The following is a 19,524-nucleotide window of genomic DNA, read 5'->3' as shown; positions in this document are numbered from 1 at the left end:
CCGCAGCCCGCAGCATGCCGCCCCGCATTTCAAGTCCGTTTTTCATCCACCGCTTTTTACCCTTCCGTGTTTGACGCATTCACCGCGTGCCCCATGACGAACCCCGCTGCTTCCTACGGCATTGAATTCCAGGGCGTGTGCAAACGCTACGGCGCTTCTGAAAGCGACCCGCTGGTGGTGGACCACATCAGCTTCACGGTGCCGCGTGGCACGCTCACCACCATCCTGGGGCCGTCGGGCTGCGGCAAGACCACCACGTTGCGCATGATTGCCGGGCTCGAATCACCCACGGCGGGCCGCATCTTCATCGACGGCCAGGAGGTCACCACCCTCGGTCCGGCGCAACGCAATGTGAGCCTGGTGTTCCAGAGCTATGCACTGTTTCCGCACATGAATGTGATCGACAACGTGTGCTACGGGCTGCAAACGGCCCCCTTCGATAAGGAGCAGGTGCGCGACAAGGCCCGCGCCATGCTCGACACCGTGGGCCTGCATGGCCTTAACCTGCGCAGGCCCCACGAACTGTCGGGCGGGCAGCAACAGCGCGTGGCGCTGGCGCGGGCACTGGCGCTGGAACCCGCCGTGCTGCTGTTTGACGAACCGCTGTCCAACCTGGACGCCCGGCTGCGGCGCTCCATGCGCGAGGAAATCCGCGCACTGCAGCAGCGCCTGCGGTTGACCGTGGCCTATGTCACCCACGACCAGAGCGAGGCGCTGGCGGTCAGCGACCAGATTGTGGTGATGAACAAGGGCGCCATCGCCCAGCGCGGCGCGCCCAGTGAGCTGTATGAGCAGCCTGCGTCCGAGTTTGTGGCGGGCTTCATGGGCGAGGCCATGCTGTTCGAGGGCCACAACCACGCGGCAGATCCGGCAAACCCGGCAGGCGGCAGCTATGCCCAGCTCGGCCCCTTGCGCGTGCCGTCGCCCGCCACGCTGGCGCCTGGCCCCGTCAAGATCGCGGTGCGGCCTGAGGCCTGGGTCATCGGGCCTGCCACGTCTACCGGGGTGGCGGCGCGGCTGACCAAACGCACCTACCTGGGCAGCATCATGGAATACACATTTGCCAGCGCGCTGGGCGAGATCTTCGTGGTCTCGCCCCAGGTGCAATTGGAGCTGGATGTGGGGGCCCCCGTGAGCCTGACGCTGGCCGACCACGGTGTCTCCGTGGTCGGCAGGTGAGGCGCAGTGCCATTCGTCCATTCCATTTTTCTATTGGAGCGCTATCCGCATGCACTACGCCGTTGCGATCTTTGACCTGGACAACTGCCTGCTCGACGCGCGGGCCGTGGGGCCGTTGTTCGAGCCTGCTTTTGAAGCCATCCGGCAGGCCAATCGGCACACGCTGACCCCCGCCGTGCTGGAGCAGGCCCTGCACCAATGCTGGTTCACGGCGTTTGACCTGGTGGCGGAGCGCTACCGCTTCACGCCAGCCATGCGCGCGGCGGGCTGGCAGCAGTTCAGCCAGATGCAGGTGCGCGCGCCGCTGCAGGGCTACCCCGACATCGGTCTGCTGTCGCGGATTCCCTTGCGGCGCTACCTGGTCACCAGTGGATTTCGGCGCCTGCAGGACAGCAAGATCGATGCGCTCGGCATCCGGCCGTGGTTTGAACAGGTGCTCATCGACGCCATTGATGACCCCCAGGACAAAGTCGGTGCCCTGCACGGCAAACGGCCCCTCTTCGAGCAGATCCTGGCGCGCGAAGGCTGCACACCGCAGCAGGCCCTGGTGATTGGAGACAACCCTCTGTCCGAACTGGCAGCTGGGCGCGCTCTGGGGGCCACCACCGTGCAGACCGTGCGGCCCGGTGTGCAGCCCTGGGAGCTGGCCGACCACCAGGTGGAAGGGCTGGAAGGCGTGTTGAAGCTGTTGTCGCCGGCCGGCCAGCGGCAGGCGAACGCCTTGCCCGCGCGGGCCTGAACGCAGCGGCCATCGCGCAAATGCAGGCCCTGCCTCAGCCAAATTTGCGGACCAGCCGGGCCACCGTGCCCCAGGTGCGCGTGGTGGCGGGCAGGCCCAGCAGCTGTTCGGCAAACACGTTCGGGTTTCCCGGAGTCTTGCCGGTCAGGTGGCTCAGCGACAGCAGCTCGGCGTCGGTGTAGAGCAGCACTTGGACGTCTCTGCGGGCATTGCAGGTAGGCAGCGCGGGCAATACCTTCGCGTCGTCGTGCAGAAAGGTCACGTAGAAGTCGTAGATGGGCGGCGCCTTGTCCATGCCCACAAACGGATCGCGAGCCATCAGCGTGTGCAGGTAGGCCATGGTCCGCACAAATACGGGTTCGTCAAATCCATGCCCGGTGGCCAACGCCTGCTGCACCGTCCGTGCAATCTTGCGCGCGGGCCGCACGCCGCGCGCGCTGAAGGCGACCGTGCCATTGGTCTGGAACGAGGCGGCTTCATCGGCCCCGGCTTGCACAAATGCGCTTTCCAGCGCGGCACGCGATGGCGCATTGCCATGGCCCAGGTTCAGATTGCGGAAGAAGGCGGCGAACTTCATGGGCGGAAGGAACAGGGCGGTGTTTCAGAATACCTCACGGCGCCACATCGGCTGCCATCGGTGCAAGCGCGAGCGGGTCCTGCTTCCAGTTCGGAGAGGATTGGATTGAATTGGAAGAAAATAGCCCTCCAGCGCTTTATGGTATTGCGCCAATAGCTATTAAAATAATAGCAAATGGAGGCAGTGCTTCGCCAGTCAAGCCACAATAGGGGCCCGCCCATTGTTCGCCTGCCGGTTTGTACCTTGAACTCCGCTGTCTTCACCTCGCTGATCCCCGTCATCCTGTTCATCGCCATCGGCTTTTACGTGGGACGGCGCGGCTGGATTCGGGCGGCGGCGGTGAAGGACCTGGCCAACCTGGTGTTCATGGTGCTCACACCCGCGCTGCTGTTTCGCACCATGAGCACGGTGCACATCCAGGACCTCGACTTCGGCCCGGTGGGCATCTACTTTGTGGCATTTGGCATGGTGTACGCGGCCACGCTGGCACTGCAGGGCTTTAACACGCTGGCAGCGGCGCGGGCGCTGGCCAACACCTTCAGCAACACGCTGATGATCGGCGTGCCGCTGGTGGGCCTGGTGTTTGGCGACGCGGGGCTGGTCACTCTGTTCACGCTGATCTCGGTGCACTCGCTCATCCTGCTGACCGCTGCCACCGTGGTGTTTGAACTGGCCGCCGCACGCGAACATGCAGGCCGCGAGGGCGGGGCGCAGCAGCCCCTGTGGCGGACCGTGCTGCAGGCCATGCGCAACGGCATCGTGCACCCGGTGCCACTTCCCATCATTGCGGGCCTGCTGTTTGCACAGACCGGTCTGGTCGTGCCACAGGTGGTGGACAAACCCTTGCTGCTGCTGGGCCAGGCGCTGGGGCCGATTGCACTGCTGCTGGTGGGGGTGACGCTGGCGTTTACCAAGGTCGGCCACCACTTCAAGGCCGCCCTGCGCATTGCACTCGTCAAATGCGTCCTGCACCCCATCGTGCTGGCCGCCCTGGGCTGGGCACTGGGCCTGGCAGGCATGCCGCTGGCGGTCATGATCGTGGCGGCCTCGCTGCCGGTGGGGGCCAACGTGTTCCTGTTTGCGCAGCGTTACGCGGTGGCCGAGGATGAAGTGACGGCGAGTGTGGCGGTGTCTACGGCATTGGGGCTGGTGACGATGCCGGTGGTGATCTTGGCAGTGACGCGCTGGGTGGCGAACTGAATTTGAGGGGATGATCTGCACGGCGGTTTTCCGCTGCCCCTTGCCTCCGGGGAAACTCTGCGCATTCAGGCGGTTCATGCTGCCCTCACTTTTGCGACAACAGGAGGTCCGTCAGGCGGTGAAACCACAGCAGGCCGCACTAATGCGGCTGGACGCTCCGGTCACCTGCGCCCGTTTCCCGATGTTGCTGGTTGAGCAGGTACCCAAAGCCTTCTCCTTGTCGTGTAGAACGGCCCAGGAATCCCACGGCCTGCCAGCGCAGTCGGGAACGCTGGATGCGATGCTCAACCTGCGAGCGTCGGATAGTCCGTGTAGCCCTTGGCACCGGGCGTGTAGAACGAGGCGGGGTCGGGTGCGTTCAAAGGCGCGTCTTGGCGCATGCGTTCGACCAGGTCTGGGTTGGCGATAAAAGGCCTGCCCATGGCGACAAGGTCTGCGCGGCCCTCGTGCAGAGACTGTTGTGCACTCGCCTTGTCCTGTCCACCTGCGAGGATGAAAGGGCCGTCGAACGCAGCCCTCAAATTGGCCTTTAGCTGCGACGGAACCGGCGGGGCACCCATGGCCGAATGGTCCAGAACGTGAACGTACATGAGGCCGAGTGCGGAGAGTTGCTTGACCAGCGCCAGGTACTGCTCGTCCACGCCCTCGAATGCGCCAGTGCTATTGACCACACCATGGGGCGAAAGGCGGATGCCGACGCGCTCAGCACCGATCTCCTTCACGGCCGCGTGGGCGACCTCCAGCACCAGCCGGTTGCGCCCTTCGGCCGTGCCGCCGTAACCATCGGTGCGGCGGTTGACATTGGCGTTCAGGAATTGCTCCAGCAGATAGCCGTTGGCTGCGTGCAATTCGATGCCGTCGAAGCCAGCCTGGATGGCAAGGCGCGCGGCCGTGGCGTACTCGCCGACCACGGTCTGAATGTCGGCCTCTGTCATGGCGCGCGGCGGCGTGTGTGGCTGGCTGCCTTGCGCATCGGTCCACATTTCGCCAGGGCAGGTTTCGGGCGATGGTCCAAGCACCTCGGCACCTGCCGGCAGGTTGGCCTGATGGGACACCCGGCCGGTGTGCATCAGCTGCACGACGATCTTGCCGCCCTTTGCATGAACCGCATCGGTCACCAACTTCCAGCCTTGCACCTGGGCGTCATTGAACAGCCCCGGTATGCGGGCATAGCCCAAGCCGTTGGGTGACGGTGAGGTTCCTTCCGTGATGATGAGGCCAGCGCTTGCACGCTGGGCGTAGTAGGTGGCCATCAGGCTATTGGCCGTGTTGCTGTCGCTCGCGCGGCTGCGCGTGAGTGGCGACATCACCGTGCGATTGCTGAGCGGGGTGGCACGCAGGGAGAAGGCTTCAAAAAGCATGGGCTGTCCTTGGAAAATGCAAAGAGGGGAAGGGAGAGAGAAGGGGAAAAGCAGCCAGCGGTCAGTTCGCTGGCATCAAGCGATCTGGTAACGAGGGGCGGGCTTTCCAGCTTGGGTGCCCGCAAACAGTGCGGAGCGAGCGGCGTCGTACTTTTCCCACAGACTGGCATCGGCGACGGATGGCCAGGTGATCGTTTCGCCCTGGTCCAGGCCCGCGAGCGCCGCATCGACCATGTGTTCGGTCGTCATCAAGGTCTCCTTGTTGAGGGCAGCCAGCGGGACGCCTGAAAGATCCCAGATCTCGGTGGCTGTCGATGCGGGCAGGAGCAACTGAACCTTCACTCCAGTTTCCGCCAGTTCTTGCTGCAGGCCTCTGCTGTATTGCAATACGAAGGCCTTGGTGCCGCTGTAGACGGCGCTGATCGGTAGCGCGTGGACGGCGAGGGCGGATGCGATATTGATGATCAGGCCCTGCTTCCTCGCCACGAAGGCAGGCACCGCAGCTTGCGTCAGGCGCGTCAGGGCTGTGATGTTGAGGGCAATTTGGGACAGCACGTCGTTTGCCTCCATCTGGGCGGCCGGTGCCAGGCGCGCAAGACCGGCGTTGTTCACCAGGATTTGCACATCCCCATTGGTGGCCAGAACCGTTTCGATGCGCGCCACATCGTGATCTTGGGTCAGATCGGCCACGATGGGCTCGGCCGTGACGCCGTGCGCCTTTGCGATCTGGGCGCAGAGGGCTTCCAGGCGGTCGGCGCGCCGGGCGACAAGAATGAGGTCGTATCCACGCGCGGCGAGGCGGTCTGCATAGACGGCCCCGATGCCGGAGGAGGCCCCGGTGACAAGGGCGACTTTTTTAGGATGGGGGTTTGTCATTGATAGCTTTCCAATTGAATTGATTTGATTTAAGCGTTTGACCAGCGAATGCTTCGATCTGATCTATCGGGCAAGAAATTCGAGCGAGCTGGATACGAAGTCAGCATGGAACTGGAAGACCCCTCCATGACCCGCGTCTGGATAGATGATCAGTTGGCTGTTCGGTAGGCGCCGGGCCAGGTCGTGCGAGTTGATCGTCGGGACCATCCGGTCGTTGTCTCCGTTGGCGACGAGCACCGGCTGTCTGATCCGGGAGAGATCGGCGGGCGCCTTCTTGCCCCAGGCGCTCAGGGCCTGCAACTGGGCCACGTAGGCACTCACCGTGATGTCCTTGTCACGATCGTCTGTGCGCTCCGACAGACGTTTCAGGAACGCCTTGCCGGATTCGATGCCGCCCGGCGTACGGGTGAAGAACAGGAACTGTTTGGGATCTTGGCCCGTGAGAAGGCCTCGCAAAAGATCCAGATTGGCGACCCCCGCAACGGAGCTGATGCCTTCACCACCCGCTGGGCCCGTGCCGGCGAGGATCATCTTGCGAACGAGATCTGGCTCCTTCAAGGCAATCTCCTGGGCAATCATTCCGCCCATCGAGAAACCGAACAGATCGACCTGCTGGTAGCCCTTGGCCTTGATGAAGGTGATCGCATCGTCGGCCATCTGCTCCACGGTGTTCGATGGCGCGCCGCTGGATGCACCCACCCCCTGGTTGTCGAATGCGATCACATGGCGCTGTGCGGCCAGCCCGTCCACGACCCGTGGGTCCCAGTTGTCCAAGACCGCAGCCAGATGGACAAGCAGAATCAGAGGTGTCCCTCCGTGGTGCTTGCCCAGTTCACGGTAGGCAAAGTCCACCCCGCCCGCCGAGATGGTCTGCGTGGGAACCTTGACCCAGGTCGGCCGCTCTTGGCTTGCGACTGGCACGGCACGGCTTGTGCCATCGGGCGCAGCCTGTTGGGCATGCGATGGGGTGGAGGCAAAAGGGGCGGCCAGCGCAAGCAGCGTGGCTGCCGCTTTTTTCAGCAGTGGAGTCATGGGAGGGCTTTCGCTAGGCCAAAGACACAAGGGCGGGGTATCGGGGCATGCTCAGCCCAGTGGGTGGAGGTAGCTCGGCCTGGCTGCCGTCATGCCGTTTTTGACCAGCATGGTGAGTTCGTCCGCAAGGACTTCATCGAGACCCGCCTCGAGGCCATCCAGCGCACGCTGAACGATTTTTTCAGGGCTTGACTTGGGCACATCGAATCCCCGGGTGAGGTCGGTGTCCACGTACGCCATGTGCAGGCCGAACACTTGGGTTTTCTGGGCCAGCAACTCGTTGCGCAGGGCATTGGTGAGTGACCAGGCGGCAGACTTGCTGGCGGAGTAGGCGGCCAGCTCTCCGCCGTTTACCCAGGAGGCAACGGACAGCACATTCAGCAGAGCGCCGCCGCCATTACTCTTCAGGATGGGCGCAAAAGCCTTGCTCATGCGCAGCACGGAGAAGAAATTGGTCTCGAAGATGCGGCGTGCGACCTCTTCGCTGTCGTCAGCGAGAAATCCCCCTGGCTGGGCGATGCCCGCGTTGTTGATGAGCAAGGTCACGTCCCCGGCCTGAGCGACGGCATTGGCGATTTCCTCGGGCTTGGTCACGTCGAGCCTCAGCGCATGCACACTGGGCAGGCTGATGGACGCGGGGTCTCGGGCAGCGGCATAGACTTTGCGCGCGCCACGGTTCAAGAGTTCACGTGCAAAGGCCAGGCCGATGCCACGATTGGCGCCCGTGACGAGGGCGACAGCGTTTTCGATCTTCATAAAAAGCTCCAGTCGATAGATTCAGAATTTCGTGGTTCAGGGCTGAAACGGCCTTGCCATGTCTGCCCCTTGTGTTGCTAACGGACCTTGATGACGACCTTGCCTTTAGCACGGCCTGACTCAACGTACGCAAGTGCGTCATTGGTGGAATCGAAGGAAAAAATCCGATCCACCACAGGCCGGATCACCCCAGCCTCAACCAGGCGCGTGACCTCGCGCAGCTGACTCCCATTGGCCCTCATGAAGAGGAACGAAAAGCCGACTTGCCGGGCCAATGCCCTGCGCCTGACGCCAGCGCTCAGCAGCCGCACGACCAGCTTCACGAACCAGGGGGCCTTGATCTCCCTTGCAAAATCTGGATCGGGGGGGCCGGAGATGGAAATGAGCTTTCCACCGGCCTTGAGCATGCGCAGGGATTTTTCGAGGGTCTTGCCGTCCTGGCTGTTCAGCACCACGTCGTAGTCGTGCAAGATCTCCTCGAAGTCCTGCGTCTTGTAGTCCACGATGACGTCGGCCCCGAGGCCCTTCACCAGTGCGACATTGGCCGTGCTGGTGGTCGTGGCAACAGTGGCCCCGAGATGTTTGGCCAACTGGATGGCAAAGGTTCCCACGCCACCCGAGCCCGCCTGGATGAAGACCTTCTGGCCCTTCCTGAGCTTGGCCTTCTCGACCAGCGCCTGCCAGGCCGTCAGAGCCACCAAGGGAAGGGACGCCGCTTCCTCCATGGTGATGTTCTTTGGCTTGAGCGCCAAGGAAGCCTCTTTCACTGGGACGAATTCGGCGAACGTCCCGATGCGAAAGTCATCCGGTCGCGCATAGACCTCGTCACCCACCTTGAACTGCTTCACGCCTGGGCCAACCTTGGTGATCACGCCGGCGACGTCGTGGCCGAGCACGAGCGGCAATTGGTAAGGCAGGATGAGTTTGAACTCTCCACTGCGGATCTTCGAGTCCAGAAGATTCACGCCAGCAGCGTGGATCTGGACCAAGGCTTCGTCATCGCGCAGTTCCGGGGTTGGCAGCTCCTCCAATCTGAGAGCCGCTTTTTTGCCGTAGCGATCAAGAACAAATGCTTTCATGGTTTTCCTTACTCCTGGCGTACCCAGGTCTGTGAACGGCCCAACACAGGAACGCCTGGAACCCCGCGCACGCTGCGCTTCTTGTCCGGACTCACGGCGGTGTCATCGCCACGATCAGTGCCAACGGGAACGCACGCAAGTGCCGCAGCCAAGTGTTGGAGCGGTTTAGTCGAAAAAATATGATGTTTATCATATTTAAATCCGAGCAAGAAAGCGCGATCCCGCAGCCGAATTAGCGTGCGCCAATTTCGCCAGAGGAGATCTGGCCAGTACGGACGGCGTCGGCAGCCTGCGCCTGGACGGCGGCTCGATCGGCTGTTGACTTGTAGGACTCAGCTTTGGAACCGGAGGGGATCTGGCTTCGGGTCGCTGGCACCTGAGAGGCCTCGGCAGCTACCTCGGCACGGGTGCGGTTGGTTTCAAACTTGGTTGCAAATTGCGAAGGGTCCAATTCAGCTGCTTGGGCTGCGGCCGAGGCGAGCGTTGCAACAACGGCTGCGGAGAGAAAGCGAGAGAAGGTGTTCATGGTGGATATCTCCAAGGAAATGAGGCTCACGTGCCTCGAAAAATGCACGGTGCCAGGCCTTGCGGCGAGTCACCTTGCGGGGTTTGTGGTGAAAGGGGTTTAGGTCGTTGCAATCAATCGTTTGGTCCTTTGAAGGTTAGCTTTCGACATGAAAAAATGACGATCATCATATTTACACCTCAAAAAAAGCCCGAGTTTCCTTTCGGTCAAGCTCACGATTACTTGACTGTCTGAAAGCCTTTGGGCTCCATTTTACGGTAGTAAATATGATTACTATCATAATTAAATGCCCAAAAAAGGAAGTCATTTTTGCGACTCTTCAGCATTGGAGCGGGCGTACTTGAAGGCTGCTTTGCAAAGCCTTTCAGCCAGCGATGGGTCGTCCACCGCGCGGGCCAGGGAGACGGCACCCACCATGGTGGCCACCAGAAAAAGTGCCCGTTCATGAGCGTCTGGAGATCCCCAGCCGGGTAACTGCCGCGCGACCACATCGACCATCTCTTTCATCCGCCGGGTGGCAGCCCGTCGCACCTCAGGGGCTTGCCGGGACAGTTCCGAGCTCAACGCCGCCATGGGGCAGCCAGATTCTGGATTGTTGATGTGCTCTTCCGACAAATAGCCGCCCAGCATGGCCTCCAGCGCCTGATCTGCAGGGGCTGCCGCCGCTGCCGCCTCGGCGAGGCCTACGGTTTCCGCGCCCGCTCTGTCTGCGGCCTCCGCGAGCATCGCTTCCCGAGAAGGGAAGTGGGAATAGAAGCCGCCATGCGTGAGGCCTGCGTCCTTCATGATGTCCGCCACTCCCGCTCCGCTGAATCCATTGCGCCGGATGGCGCGTGCAGCAGCAGCCACGATGCGCTCATGGCTCAGTTCTTTGCGAGAGGGGACAGCGTTTTTCACACCGCAACTATAACAGAAATTATTACGATCATCATATTTTCTAACTTGTTCGTCCAAGGATCATTCTTGGGAACGACTGCGGCGTCCAGGCCCCAACGCTCCGGACTGCTGGGTCGAGAAATTTCGTGGCGGCGAGATAGTCAAAAAACGCCGGGGGCGCCTTCGGCTCAGGCGTCTACGGCCCCATGGAAGGCCACACAGAGTTTGTTCCCGTCGGGATCTCGGAAGTACGCGCCGTAGTAGTTGGCGTGGTACTCCGGCCGCAGGCCGGGCGGCCCGTCGCAATGGCCACCGTGCGCCAAGGCCGCAGCGTGCACGGCATCCACCTGCGCGCGGCTGCTGGCGGCAAAGGCCGTCATGGGGCCATTGCCCGGCGCATGCGTACCTTCAAAAGGGCGGCCGATAAGGAAGAGGGGGCGCGGGTCGGGGCTGCTTTGCCAGCCGGCCCAGGGACGGGATGGGTCCACAAAACGCTGCGCGATACCCAGGGCTGCCATGACTGGCCGGTAGAACGCCATGGCGCGATCAAAATCCGTCACGCCCACAAAGATGTGCGAAAACATGCTGCTCCTCGTCCGTGCTTGAGCCACCGGGGGTGAAAGCTCAGGGCGCCAGCCGCTCCCGCACCCACTCGCCGCCGTCCATCCGGTACCGCAGCCGGTCATGCAACCGGCTCTTGCGCCCTTGCCAGAATTCCCACTGATCAGGCTTCAGGCGATACCCGCCCCAATGCGGTGGGCGGGGTGGCTTGAGCAAAAACTGCGCGCCGTACTTGGCCGCATTGGCCACCAGCACGCCCCGCCCGGAGATCACCTGGCTTTGCGGGCTGGCCCAGGCGCCGATGCGGGAGTCCAGCGGGCGGCTGGCAAAGTACTCGTCGCTCTCTTCATCGCTGACCTTTTCCACAACGCCTTCGATGCGCACCACACGTTCCAGTTCCACCCAGTGGAACTGCAGGGCCGCGTAGGGGTTGCCCGCGATCTGGCGGCCCTTGCGGCTGTCGTAGTTGGTGAACCAGACGATGCCACGCTCGTCATAACCCTTGATCAGCACGATGCGGGTACTGGGGCGCAGGTCGCTGCCCACGGTGGCCAGAGTCATGGCGTTGGGCTCGGGCACTTCGGCGCTGATGGCTTCTTTGAGCCACTGGTCAAACTGCTGCTGGGGGGCGGCGTGCGAGGCGTCTTCGTTGAGTTCGGCGCGCTCGTAGCTCTTGCGAAGGTCGGCGATGGAGGTGGTCATGGGGTGATTGTGCATGCGGGGCAGGGCGCTTGCCAGCAAGGGTGGGCACGCTGCAAAGAGCGTGACGGCCAGGCGGGATCTGGGTAACGTGGGGTCTTCGATGACCCCGGTTGTCACCGAATAACTATTCGCTTATATTGCCGCATCGATGAAACCCAAAGACGACGAAAAACAGCGTGCCATCGCCCAGGCCACCTTCGAGCTGGTGGCCCAGACAGGCCTGAGCGGCCTGACCCTGGCCGACATCGCCCGCGCAGCGGGCATTGCCACCAGCACGCTGTATGTGTATTACCCGTCCAAGGATGAACTCATCAGCCAGCTCTACCAAGATGCCAAGACGGTCACGGCCGCCCGCATCATGGAAGGCATCGCGCCTGGCATGCCTTACCGCGCCCGCGTGCGGCGCGCCTGGGGCAACCTGTTGCGGCACCGGCTGGACCAGTATGCCGAAGTGGTGTTCCAGGAGCAGTACTACAACTCGCCCTGGTTCACCGATGGGAACCGCGAATTCTCGACCCGCCTGATGGCCGGTTTTTTTGCGTTGATGGAAGAAGGCCAGCAGCAAGAAATATTGAAGGCCGTGCCGATCCCGCTGCTCACGGCCAGCCTGGTGGGGTCGGTGCGCGAGACGGGCAACCTGATCCGCACAAAGGTGCTGCCCGACGAAGAAGCCGTACACCAGATGGCTTTTGGGCTGTGCTGGGACGCATTGAAGGCCTGAGTGGGAGACAGCGAAGCTTTTTTTGCCCGAGGTTGATCTTTTAATCGAATTTATATTCTCTTAAAAATGCCACGCACCACGCTCCAACCCTTTCATGGCCGATGGCGTCGCTGACGCCATCCCTGTCTACTCAACCGCCCCCAACACTACAACACCTTTCCCACGGAGAACCCCACGATGCCCACCCTCAACATCAATGGCAAAGACACGGCTGTGGATGCCGATGAATCCACCCCCATCCTCTGGGCCCTGCGCGACACACTGGGCATGACCGGCACCAAGTTTGGCTGTGGCCAAGCTTTGTGCGGGGCTTGCACGGTGCACCTGAACGGCGCGCCAGTGCGCTCGTGCATCACGCCGATTTCGGCGGCAGCGGGCCAGAAGATCACCACCATCGAGGCTGTGACGGCCAGCGACAAGGTGGGCAAGGCCGTGCATGCGGCCTGGGTGAAACACGATGTGGCGCAATGCGGCTACTGCCAGAGCGGCCAGATCATGAGCGCCACCGCCTTGCTCAAGGGCAAGAAGAAGCCCAGTGACGCCGACATCGACGCGGCCATGGCAGGCAACGTGTGCCGCTGCGGCACCTATGTGCGCATCCGCGCGGCCATCCATGACGCTGCCAAAACCCTGGCTTGATTGAAGGAGAACACCATGCACTTTGATGCTCATGCCCTGCAGGGCCAAGCCCATATTTTTATGCCAAAACACCTGCTAGCGCTTATGGATAAAGCGCAAGCAGCTACTAATTCAGGAGTAAACGACGCAATAGAGGGTATTGAAGGCCTGGCTCGCCGCACCTTCCTCAAGGTGTCGGCGGCGTCGGGCTTTGCCCTGGGCGCGTTTCCGCTGGTGGCTGCCGCGCAGGGTGCCGCAGCAGCAGCCCCCGCAGGCCTCAAACCGTTCGAACAGCCTTCAGCCTTTGTCCGCATCGACGCCGATGGCACGGTCACCGTCACCATCAACCGCCTGGACTTTGGCCAGGGCGTGCAGACCGGCCTGCCCATGATCCTGGCCGAGGAGCTGGATGCCGACTGGAGCAAGGTGCGCAGCGTGCACGGCGATGCCAACCGAGCCTATGCCGATCCAATGATGGGCATGCACCTCACGGGCGGCTCCAATTCCATCAAGAACTCGTACACCCAATACCGCGAACTGGGTGCCCGCACCCGGGCCATGCTGGTCTCGGCCGCTGCCGCGCAGTGGGGCGTGGATGCGTCGGCACTGCGCACCAGCAACGGCTTCGTCGTCGGCCCCGGGGGCAAGAAGCTGGGCTACGGCGCGCTGGCCGAAGCGGCCATGAAACAGCCGGTGCCCGAAAAGGTCACCTTGAAGGACCCCAAGCAGTTCCGCCTCATCGGCAAGCCCACGGGCCGGCTCGATGCCAAGGCCAAATCGAGCGGCCAGCAGGACTACGGCATTGACGTGCGCTTGCCTGGCATGCTGACGGCCGTGGTGGCGCGCCCGCCGGTGTTTGGCGCCAAGCTGAGGTCGCTGGACGACAGCGCCGCCAAAGCCATCAAGGGCGTGAAAGCCGTGCTGCGCGTGCCCACCGACCGGGGCGGCGAAGGTGTGGCCATCGTGGCCGATGGTTACTGGCCCGCCAAACAAGGGCGCGATGCGCTGAAGGTGGAATGGGACACCAGCGCGGTCGGCAAGCCCGACACCGCCCAACTGCTGGCCCAGTACCGCGAGCTGGCCACCAAGCCCGGCAACGTGGCCATGCAGGCCGACATGGCGCCGCTGGCGAGCGCTGCCCACAAGATCAGCGCCGAGTTCGTCTTCCCCTACCTGGCGCACGCGCCCATGGAGCCGCTCAACTGCACCGTGAAGCTGGATGGTGACAAGGCCGAGCTGTGGATGGGCACGCAGATGCCCGGCCTGGACGCGATGGCCGCCGCCAAGACGCTGGGCCTGCAGCCGCAGAACGTCAAGGTCCACACCCAGATGGCCGGTGGTGGCTTTGGCCGCCGCGCCATTCCCACCAGCGACTACGTGGTGGAGGCCTGCGGCGTGGCCAAGGCCGCGCGCACGGCGGGCATCACCGCCCCGGTGCGCACCCTGTGGAGCCGCGAGGACGACATCAAGGGCGGCTACTACCGCCCCATGCACGTGCACCGCGCCGAAATCGGGTTCGACGCCCAGGGCAAGATCCTGGCGTGGGACCACACCATCGTGGGCCAGTCCATCACCAAGGGCTCGCCGTTCGAGGCCTTCATGGTCAAGAACGGCATCGACGCCACGACCACCGAAGGCATGGGCGAGCCCTACAACGTGCCCATGAAGCTGTCGGTGCACCACCCCGACGTGAACGTGCCGGTGCTGTGGTGGCGCAGTGTGGGCTCTACCCACACGGCCTACGCCATGGAAACCCTCATCGACGAAGTGGCGCGCACCACGAAGCAAGACCCCGTGGCCTACCGCATGGCCCTGATGGGCGACAAGCACCCGCGCCACAAGGCCGCGCTGCAGCTGGCCGTGGCCCAGTCGGGCTATGGCAAGAAGAAGCTGGCTGCTGGCCGCGCCTGGGGCGTGGCGGTGCATGAGTCGTTTGAATCGGTGGTGGCCTATGTGGTCGAGGCGTCCGTGAAAGACGGCACGCCCAAGCTGCACAGCATCACGGCCGGCGTTCATTGCAATCTGGTGGTCAACCCCAAAAGCGTGGAAGCCCAGGTGCAGGGCGCGGCGCTGATGGGCCTGTCGATGTGCCTGCCCGGCGGCGCCATCACGCTCAAGGACGGTGTGGTGGAGCAAAGCAACTTTGGCGACTTTGCCGTGCCGCGCATCACCGACATGCCGCAGGTGACGGTGCACATCGTGCCCAGTGCCGACCCACCCAAGGGCATGGGTGAGCCCGGCCTGCCACCGCTGGCACCGGCTTTTGCCAATGCCATTGCCCAGCTCACGGGCAAAACACCGCGCGAGCTGCCGTTCAAGCTGGCTTGAGTGCGGCGCGCACCCGGGGGGAGGGCGCTTCCCCTCTCCCGGGTGCTGCTGATGCGGTGGCCGTCTTGACCAGCGCCAGAAACGCCCGCAGCGTGGCCGTGGGCTGTCTGCGGCTGGGGTAGTACAGGTAGAAGCCCGGGATGGGCGGGCACCAATCGTCCAGCACGCTCACCAGTGCGCCGCGGGCCAGGGCTTCGCGCGCGTAGGGTTCGTACAGGTACGCAAAACCCACGCCCGCCAGGGCCGCCTGCAGGATGAGGGGCATGTCGCCCACGGTCAGGCGCCCTTGCACATCGACGGCCATCTTCTCGCCGGCTTTTTCAAACTCCCACGCATAACGCGCCCCGCTCGGAAAGCGGATGCGCACGCAGGGCATCTGCAGCAGATCGTGCGGGGTGTGCGGCATGCCCACGCGCTCCAGCAGGGCGGGTGCGGCCACCACCATCAGCCGCTGCGGTGGCCCCAACGGCAGGGCCACCATGTCCTGCTGCAGGCGTTCGCCATAGCGCACGCCGGCATCAAAGCCACTCTCTACGATATCGACCAGCCCGTCGTCCAGCACCAGCTCGACCTCGGCCTGCGGGTGCTGCGCCAGAAACTGCGCAATCAGCGGCCCCAGCACCAGGTCGCCCGCGGAGCGCGGCGCGTTGATGCGCAGCTGGCCCTGCGGGGTGTCGCGAAACGCGTTGATGTCGTCGATGGCCGCAGCAATGTCCTGCAGGGCAGGCCCCACGCGGTCCAGCAATTGGCGCCCCGCAGGGGTCAGCGCCACGCTGCGCGTGGTGCGGCTGAACATGCGCACGCCCACCCGCTCTTCCAGCGAACGCACAGCATGGCTGATGGCCGAAGCCGACAGGCCCAGGTCCTGCGCGGCGGCCCGAAAGCTCAGGTGGCGGGCGATGGTGCTCAGGAGTTTGAGATCGGCGAGGTCCAGGCTCATTGGTGAAATTAATTCATTGATATGTGCATTTTCAGGCCATTTATCTATTATTAATTCAACAATAAGCTGACCGCTGACTTGCAAAACCACAGGAGAGAACATGCAAAACAGCGAATGGAACCTTGCCGGCAAAACCTATTGGGTGAGTGGGGCGTCCTCGGGCATTGGTGCCGAAACCGCCCTGGCGCTGGGGCGCCACAAGGCCAACGTGGTGCTGGCCGCGCGCCGCACGGCCGAATGCGAGGCCGTGGCAGAGCGGGTGCGCGCCGCCGGTGGACAGGCCTGGGTCACGGCCCTGGACGTGACCGATGAGGCGAGCATGGAGCGCAGTGTCGAGGCCACAGTGGAGCACTTTGGCCGCCTGGATGGCACCTTCAACAACGCAGGTGCCCTGGGGGTCGCCGGCCCCTTGCACACCCTGAACGCTGCGGATGTGCAGGCGGTGCTGCAGGCCAACACGATGGGCATCTTCTATGCCATGAAGCACCAGATTGCGGCCATGCTGAAGACCGGCGGCGGCGCCATCGTGAACAACCTGTCCATCTCGTCCCAGGTGGGGTTCAACGGCATCAGTGCCTATACCGCCAGCAAACACGCGGCCCTCGGCCTCACGCGCAACGCGGCGATGGAATATTTTCAGCAAGGCATCCGCGTGAACGCCGTGAGCCCAGGGCCCACGGTCACGCCCATGGCACTGGCTGCCTTTGGCAATGAGGATGCGATGCGCAGCACCTTGCAGGCATCGGTGGCGGGCCGTCCAGCAGCACCGGCCGAGATGGTCGGGCCGGTGCTGTTTTTGCTGTCGGACGCGGCCAGTTTTGTGAGCGGGCACAACCTGGTGGTGGATGGTGGGTACACGCTGGCCTGAGTCAAGTCGCAGTGCGGCGAACGGCCTAGAATCGCGCCCGCTGTGCACCGCACGGCCCATTGCCCAACGCAGGTTCTATCTCCATGTCTCTCAATCCCTCGCCTCCCGTGGTGCTGGTGCTGGCCTCTGGCCGGGGCGAGCGTTTTGCAGCATCGGGCGGCACGGTGCACAAGCTGCGCACCCCCTTGGGTGACAAAACGGTGCTGGAGCACACCCTGGCCGCCGTGCGTGCCAGCGGGCTGCCCTGGCATCTGGAGGATGCCGGGCACTCGGGCATGGGGGATTCGATTGCGGCAGCCGTGCGCGCCACGGCGGATGCGCCGGGCTGGCTGGTGTTGCCGGGGGATCTGCCGCTGGTATTACCCGAAACCTTGCGCACCATTGCTGCTGCCCTTGCGAAGGCGGACTGTGCCGTGGCCATGCCGGTGTACCAGGGCGAGCGCGGTCACCCCGTGGGTTTTGCCGCCGAATGCCAACCGGGGCTGCTGGCATTGACAGGCGAGCACGGCGCTGCCAGCGTGGTGCGCCAGCAAGCGCAGCGGGGCAGGGTACGGTGGATGGATGTGGACGATGTGGGCACGGTGACCGATGTGGACACTGTGCAGGACCTGGAGCGCGCTGCGCAGTTGCTGGCAGCGCGCGGGTAGCGGCGAAGACCGCGTTACTTGGCTGCAATCACGGCACAGGCCAGGCGCGGGCCCGCATTGCCGGTGGGCTGGGTCTTGTAATCGTCGGGGTCGCGGTGGACGATCAGGCCCTTGCCGACGATGTCGTTGGCGGTGCTGCCCACGCGGATCGTGCTGGATTCAAAGTTGAACGTGGCCACGCCGTTGGCATCGGCCTTGAGGCTGGGCAGGTCGCCCGTATGGTGGTCGCCCATGCCATGGTGGCCGTGGGACTTGCCGCCGGGGTTGAAGTGGCCGCCCGTGCTCATGCCATCGCCACTGGAGCAGTCGCCTTTTTCATGCACATGAAAGCCATGTTCGACATTGGGCTTGAGGCCGGTGATGGAGCCCGACACCTTCACCACGTCGCCCGACTGCACAAAGGTGACCGCGCCAGCGGCGGTGTTGCCCCGTGTGGGTTCCAGCTTGGCCGTGGCGGTGGGGCCGGTGGAATACGCGGCGCACCCGGCCAGTGTGGCTACAGCGACCATCGAGAGGACACCAGCAAGACGAACATTCTTCATGACTCAGACTCCTTTGCACGTTAAAAGACGCGGCATTGTGCGGGCCTGCGCGCAGTGACCTGCGCAGGCACCCCTGCCGGGCTGCGGAAAGTGTGCACTATGCCTCTTTTTGGGCCAGTGCAATCAAACGGGCGAGGGCCCGGTCATGGATGCCGTGCCTGCGCAGCTCATCGTAGGTGGCCTGGGCGTAGTCCCGCGTGGTGCCAAACCTCCCGCGGGCCTGCTCAAAAATACGGCAGTACTCATGGTCGGGCAGCTCCCCCGTGTGGTTGGGGCTTTTGCGAGACAGGGTGAAGGCCAGCGCACGCACCGGGCCGTGCGGGGTGTGGCAGGTGAGCCAGCGCGGGTCGTACACGGCGGTGACCATCTCGCGCTGCCACAGATTGATCATGACCTGCCGGGCGTGTGCCTTGTCCACGCGGAACACCATGCCCCGGCAACTGCCGCCCGACAGCATGCCGAAAACCAGGCCCGGGCATTCGGGCGTGCCCCGGTTGATGCGGCTCCACATCTTGAGCGCCCGGTGCCAGCCGTGCACCTTGGCGGGGCGGCGCTCTGCGTAGTCGAAATCCGGGCGCCAGATGAGCGAGCCGTAGCCAAAGATCCACAGGTCCGCGTGGCCACCCCATTCATTCAGGGCGCGCTCCAGCATGGGGGCCGGATCGCGAAGCGGAGCGGGAAGATTCGTCATGGGTTCACTCTACAATCGAAAGCTTTGCTTCAGCGCCCTGGGGACTTGTGCTTGCAGGTCCCGCAGCAGTCCCACCATTCTTTCTTAATCACTGCAGGAATCTCCAATGTCTAGTTCTGACGACGATAGCCAACAACGTTTTGCCCTGGGTTTCCTGTTTGCGCTGATTGCGCTGGTGATCTCGGTGGTGGTCGGCACCGTGGTGGTCAAGCGCGTGGGCGCTTCGGGCGCCGCCAAGCCTGCTGCAACCGCTGTTGCAAGCAACGCGCCAGCGGCAGCAGTCGCTGACGACGCCGCCAGCGTGCGTGTAGAAAACGGTGTGGTGAAGTTCTACTTTGCCACCGCAAAGGCCGAGCTGGCCACTGGCGCCAACGAAGCCCTGGCCGACGTGGTCAAGGGTGTGGCCGAAGGCAAGAAGGCTGTGATCTCCGGCTTTCATGACGCCACGGGCGACGCTGCCCTGAACGCCGAGCTGGCCAAGCAGCGCGCTTTTGCGGTGCGCGACGCCCTCAAGGGCCTGGGCGTGGCGGAAGACAAGATCGAGCTGAAGAAGCCCGAAGAAACCACCGCCACCGGCAGCAACGCCGAAGCGCGCCGCGTGGAAGTGGCCCTGGGCGCCTAATGCCTGTGCAGTGACCTCCAGCAGGTCGCCCCATAAAAAACACGAACGACGTACGTACGTTACGGTTACGTACGTACGGTACG

General features: G+C 63.6%; 22 protein-coding genes. 9 read left to right on the top strand and 13 right to left on the bottom strand.

Annotated features, from left to right (window positions below):
• Positions 1-93: 93 nt before the first annotated feature.
• A complete protein-coding gene (locus tag ARADN35_RS0101385; protein WP_010458240.1) occupies positions 94-1,179 on the top strand; it encodes an ABC transporter ATP-binding protein in 1,086 nt (361 codons plus the stop codon).
• 49 nt (positions 1,180-1,228) lie between these two features.
• The gene (locus ARADN35_RS0101380) at positions 1,229-1,918 is read left to right on the top strand and encodes an HAD family hydrolase (protein WP_010458239.1); all 690 of its coding nucleotides are present in this window, start codon (positions 1,229-1,231) and stop codon (positions 1,916-1,918) included.
• A 34-nt stretch (positions 1,919-1,952) separates the two neighbouring features.
• On the opposite strand, the gene ARADN35_RS0101375 is transcribed toward ARADN35_RS0101380, so the two are convergent.
• Complete coding sequence (locus tag ARADN35_RS0101375; RefSeq protein ID WP_010458237.1) at positions 1,953-2,495, bottom strand: DUF1697 domain-containing protein; 543 nt, start codon at positions 2,493-2,495, stop codon at positions 1,953-1,955.
• Positions 2,496-2,738: 243 nt separating this feature from the next.
• On the opposite strand from ARADN35_RS0101375, the gene ARADN35_RS0101370 reads away from it, so the two are divergent.
• Positions 2,739-3,695 carry an AEC family transporter gene (locus ARADN35_RS0101370; RefSeq protein ID WP_010458236.1) on the top strand — a complete coding sequence of 319 codons (957 nt, stop codon included), beginning with the start codon at positions 2,739-2,741 and terminating at the stop codon, positions 3,693-3,695.
• Between the two features lie 284 nt (positions 3,696-3,979).
• Here the strand turns inward: ARADN35_RS0101370 and ARADN35_RS0101365 are convergent, their stop codons facing one another.
• The 9 genes from ARADN35_RS0101365 to pdxH form a co-directional block, all read right to left on the bottom strand.
• Entirely contained in the window at positions 3,980-5,056 is a 1,077-nt protein-coding gene (locus ARADN35_RS0101365) for an alkene reductase (RefSeq protein ID WP_010458233.1), read from the bottom strand.
• Between the two features lie 75 nt (positions 5,057-5,131).
• Positions 5,132-5,932 carry an SDR family NAD(P)-dependent oxidoreductase gene (locus ARADN35_RS0101360; protein ID WP_010458231.1) on the bottom strand — a complete coding sequence of 267 codons (801 nt, stop codon included), beginning with the start codon at positions 5,930-5,932 and terminating at the stop codon, positions 5,132-5,134.
• Between the two features lie 63 nt (positions 5,933-5,995).
• Positions 5,996-6,964, bottom strand: coding sequence for an alpha/beta fold hydrolase (locus ARADN35_RS0101355; protein ID WP_010458229.1), 969 nt, complete (start codon positions 6,962-6,964; stop codon positions 5,996-5,998).
• A gap of 51 nt (positions 6,965-7,015) precedes the next feature.
• The gene (locus ARADN35_RS0101350; RefSeq protein ID WP_010458227.1) at positions 7,016-7,720 is read right to left on the bottom strand and encodes an SDR family oxidoreductase; all 705 of its coding nucleotides are present in this window, start codon (positions 7,718-7,720) and stop codon (positions 7,016-7,018) included.
• 77 nt (positions 7,721-7,797) lie between these two features.
• Complete coding sequence (locus ARADN35_RS0101345) at positions 7,798-8,799, bottom strand: NADP-dependent oxidoreductase (RefSeq protein ID WP_010458226.1); 1,002 nt, start codon at positions 8,797-8,799, stop codon at positions 7,798-7,800.
• A gap of 232 nt (positions 8,800-9,031) precedes the next feature.
• Positions 9,032-9,325, bottom strand: a complete 294-nt coding sequence (locus ARADN35_RS0101340; RefSeq protein ID WP_029412874.1) for a hypothetical protein — start codon at positions 9,323-9,325, stop codon at positions 9,032-9,034.
• Positions 9,326-9,628: 303 nt separating this feature from the next.
• Positions 9,629-10,222, bottom strand: coding sequence for a TetR/AcrR family transcriptional regulator (locus ARADN35_RS25620; RefSeq protein ID WP_035198006.1), 594 nt, complete (start codon positions 10,220-10,222; stop codon positions 9,629-9,631).
• A gap of 167 nt (positions 10,223-10,389) precedes the next feature.
• Positions 10,390-10,785, bottom strand: a complete 396-nt coding sequence (locus ARADN35_RS0101330) for a VOC family protein (RefSeq protein ID WP_010458220.1) — start codon at positions 10,783-10,785, stop codon at positions 10,390-10,392.
• A gap of 40 nt (positions 10,786-10,825) precedes the next feature.
• A complete protein-coding gene (gene pdxH / locus ARADN35_RS0101325) occupies positions 10,826-11,464 on the bottom strand; it encodes a pyridoxamine 5'-phosphate oxidase (RefSeq protein WP_010458218.1) in 639 nt (212 codons plus the stop codon).
• A 148-nt stretch (positions 11,465-11,612) separates the two neighbouring features.
• Between pdxH and ARADN35_RS0101320 the strand changes: the two genes are divergently transcribed.
• From ARADN35_RS0101320 to ARADN35_RS0101310, 3 genes are all read left to right on the top strand, one after another.
• Positions 11,613-12,185 carry a TetR/AcrR family transcriptional regulator gene (locus ARADN35_RS0101320; RefSeq protein ID WP_010458216.1) on the top strand — a complete coding sequence of 191 codons (573 nt, stop codon included), beginning with the start codon at positions 11,613-11,615 and terminating at the stop codon, positions 12,183-12,185.
• Positions 12,186-12,362: 177 nt separating this feature from the next.
• Positions 12,363-12,824, top strand: a complete 462-nt coding sequence (locus ARADN35_RS0101315; RefSeq protein ID WP_010458214.1) for a (2Fe-2S)-binding protein — start codon at positions 12,363-12,365, stop codon at positions 12,822-12,824.
• Between the two features lie 15 nt (positions 12,825-12,839).
• Positions 12,840-15,131 (top strand): xanthine dehydrogenase family protein molybdopterin-binding subunit, encoded by a 2,292-nt coding sequence (locus ARADN35_RS0101310; protein WP_029412870.1) that lies wholly within the window; start codon positions 12,840-12,842, stop codon positions 15,129-15,131.
• Here the strand turns inward: ARADN35_RS0101310 and ARADN35_RS0101305 are convergent.
• The gene (locus ARADN35_RS0101305) at positions 15,118-16,071 is read right to left on the bottom strand and encodes a LysR family transcriptional regulator (protein ID WP_010458209.1); all 954 of its coding nucleotides are present in this window, start codon (positions 16,069-16,071) and stop codon (positions 15,118-15,120) included. The two genes, ARADN35_RS0101310 and ARADN35_RS0101305, sit on opposite strands and share 14 nt — an antisense overlap.
• 100 nt (positions 16,072-16,171) lie before the next feature.
• Here ARADN35_RS0101305 and ARADN35_RS0101300 point away from each other — a divergent pair, with 100 nt between their 5' ends.
• Positions 16,172-16,939 carry an SDR family NAD(P)-dependent oxidoreductase gene (locus ARADN35_RS0101300; RefSeq protein WP_010458206.1) on the top strand — a complete coding sequence of 256 codons (768 nt, stop codon included), beginning with the start codon at positions 16,172-16,174 and terminating at the stop codon, positions 16,937-16,939.
• Positions 16,940-17,022: 83 nt separating this feature from the next.
• Positions 17,023-17,586: a nucleotidyltransferase family protein gene (locus ARADN35_RS0101295; RefSeq protein WP_010458204.1), complete on the top strand. Its 564-nt coding sequence runs from the start codon at positions 17,023-17,025 to the stop codon at positions 17,584-17,586.
• Positions 17,587-17,600: 14 nt separating this feature from the next.
• Here the strand turns inward: ARADN35_RS0101295 and ARADN35_RS0101290 are convergent, their stop codons facing one another.
• Positions 17,601-18,128 carry a superoxide dismutase family protein gene (locus ARADN35_RS0101290; protein WP_010458202.1) on the bottom strand — a complete coding sequence of 176 codons (528 nt, stop codon included), beginning with the start codon at positions 18,126-18,128 and terminating at the stop codon, positions 17,601-17,603.
• 97 nt (positions 18,129-18,225) lie between these two features.
• Complete coding sequence (locus ARADN35_RS0101285) at positions 18,226-18,819, bottom strand: gamma-glutamylcyclotransferase (protein ID WP_029412868.1); 594 nt, start codon at positions 18,817-18,819, stop codon at positions 18,226-18,228.
• 106 nt (positions 18,820-18,925) lie between these two features.
• On the opposite strand from ARADN35_RS0101285, the gene ARADN35_RS0101280 reads away from it, so the two are divergent.
• Positions 18,926-19,441: an OmpA family protein gene (locus tag ARADN35_RS0101280; RefSeq protein WP_010458198.1), complete on the top strand. Its 516-nt coding sequence runs from the start codon at positions 18,926-18,928 to the stop codon at positions 19,439-19,441.
• The last annotated feature ends 83 nt before the right edge of the window (positions 19,442-19,524 follow it).

The organism is Acidovorax radicis N35, from assembly GCF_000204195.1.
Taxonomy (GTDB): Bacteria; Pseudomonadota; Gammaproteobacteria; order Burkholderiales; family Burkholderiaceae_C; genus Acidovorax; species Acidovorax radicis.
The sequence above is the reverse complement of the archived record's forward strand: the minus strand, read 5'-3'. Positions and strand labels throughout refer to the sequence as shown.

Bases quoted from the DNA above. Each gene is read 5' to 3' on its own strand.
- ARADN35_RS0101385 (WP_010458240.1), top strand. From the start codon at position 94: ATGACGAACCCCGCTGCTTCCTACGGCATTGAATTCCAGGGCGTGTGC.
- ARADN35_RS0101380 (WP_010458239.1), top strand. From the start codon at position 1,229: ATGCACTACGCCGTTGCGATCTTTGACCTGGACAACTGCCTGCTCGAC.
- ARADN35_RS0101375 (WP_010458237.1), bottom strand. From the start codon at position 2,495: ATGAAGTTCGCCGCCTTCTTCCGCAATCTGAACCTGGGCCATGGCAAT.
- ARADN35_RS0101365 (WP_010458233.1), bottom strand. From the start codon at position 5,056: ATGCTTTTTGAAGCCTTCTCCCTGCGTGCCACCCCGCTCAGCAATCGC.
- ARADN35_RS0101360 (WP_010458231.1), bottom strand. From the start codon at position 5,932: ATGACAAACCCCCATCCTAAAAAAGTCGCCCTTGTCACCGGGGCCTCC.
- ARADN35_RS0101355 (WP_010458229.1), bottom strand. From the start codon at position 6,964: ATGACTCCACTGCTGAAAAAAGCGGCAGCCACGCTGCTTGCGCTGGCC.
- ARADN35_RS0101350 (WP_010458227.1), bottom strand. From the start codon at position 7,720: ATGAAGATCGAAAACGCTGTCGCCCTCGTCACGGGCGCCAATCGTGGC.
- ARADN35_RS0101345 (WP_010458226.1), bottom strand. From the start codon at position 8,799: ATGAAAGCATTTGTTCTTGATCGCTACGGCAAAAAAGCGGCTCTCAGA.
- ARADN35_RS0101340 (WP_029412874.1), bottom strand. From the start codon at position 9,325: ATGAACACCTTCTCTCGCTTTCTCTCCGCAGCCGTTGTTGCAACGCTC.
- ARADN35_RS0101330 (WP_010458220.1), bottom strand. From the start codon at position 10,785: ATGTTTTCGCACATCTTTGTGGGCGTGACGGATTTTGATCGCGCCATG.
- pdxH (WP_010458218.1), bottom strand. From the start codon at position 11,464: ATGACCACCTCCATCGCCGACCTTCGCAAGAGCTACGAGCGCGCCGAA.
- ARADN35_RS0101320 (WP_010458216.1), top strand. From the start codon at position 11,613: ATGAAACCCAAAGACGACGAAAAACAGCGTGCCATCGCCCAGGCCACC.
- ARADN35_RS0101315 (WP_010458214.1), top strand. From the start codon at position 12,363: ATGCCCACCCTCAACATCAATGGCAAAGACACGGCTGTGGATGCCGAT.
- ARADN35_RS0101310 (WP_029412870.1), top strand. From the start codon at position 12,840: ATGCACTTTGATGCTCATGCCCTGCAGGGCCAAGCCCATATTTTTATG.
- ARADN35_RS0101305 (WP_010458209.1), bottom strand. From the start codon at position 16,071: ATGAGCCTGGACCTCGCCGATCTCAAACTCCTGAGCACCATCGCCCGC.
- ARADN35_RS0101300 (WP_010458206.1), top strand. From the start codon at position 16,172: ATGCAAAACAGCGAATGGAACCTTGCCGGCAAAACCTATTGGGTGAGT.
- ARADN35_RS0101295 (WP_010458204.1), top strand. From the start codon at position 17,023: ATGTCTCTCAATCCCTCGCCTCCCGTGGTGCTGGTGCTGGCCTCTGGC.
- ARADN35_RS0101290 (WP_010458202.1), bottom strand. From the start codon at position 18,128: ATGAAGAATGTTCGTCTTGCTGGTGTCCTCTCGATGGTCGCTGTAGCC.
- ARADN35_RS0101285 (WP_029412868.1), bottom strand. From the start codon at position 18,819: ATGACGAATCTTCCCGCTCCGCTTCGCGATCCGGCCCCCATGCTGGAG.
- ARADN35_RS0101280 (WP_010458198.1), top strand. From the start codon at position 18,926: ATGTCTAGTTCTGACGACGATAGCCAACAACGTTTTGCCCTGGGTTTC.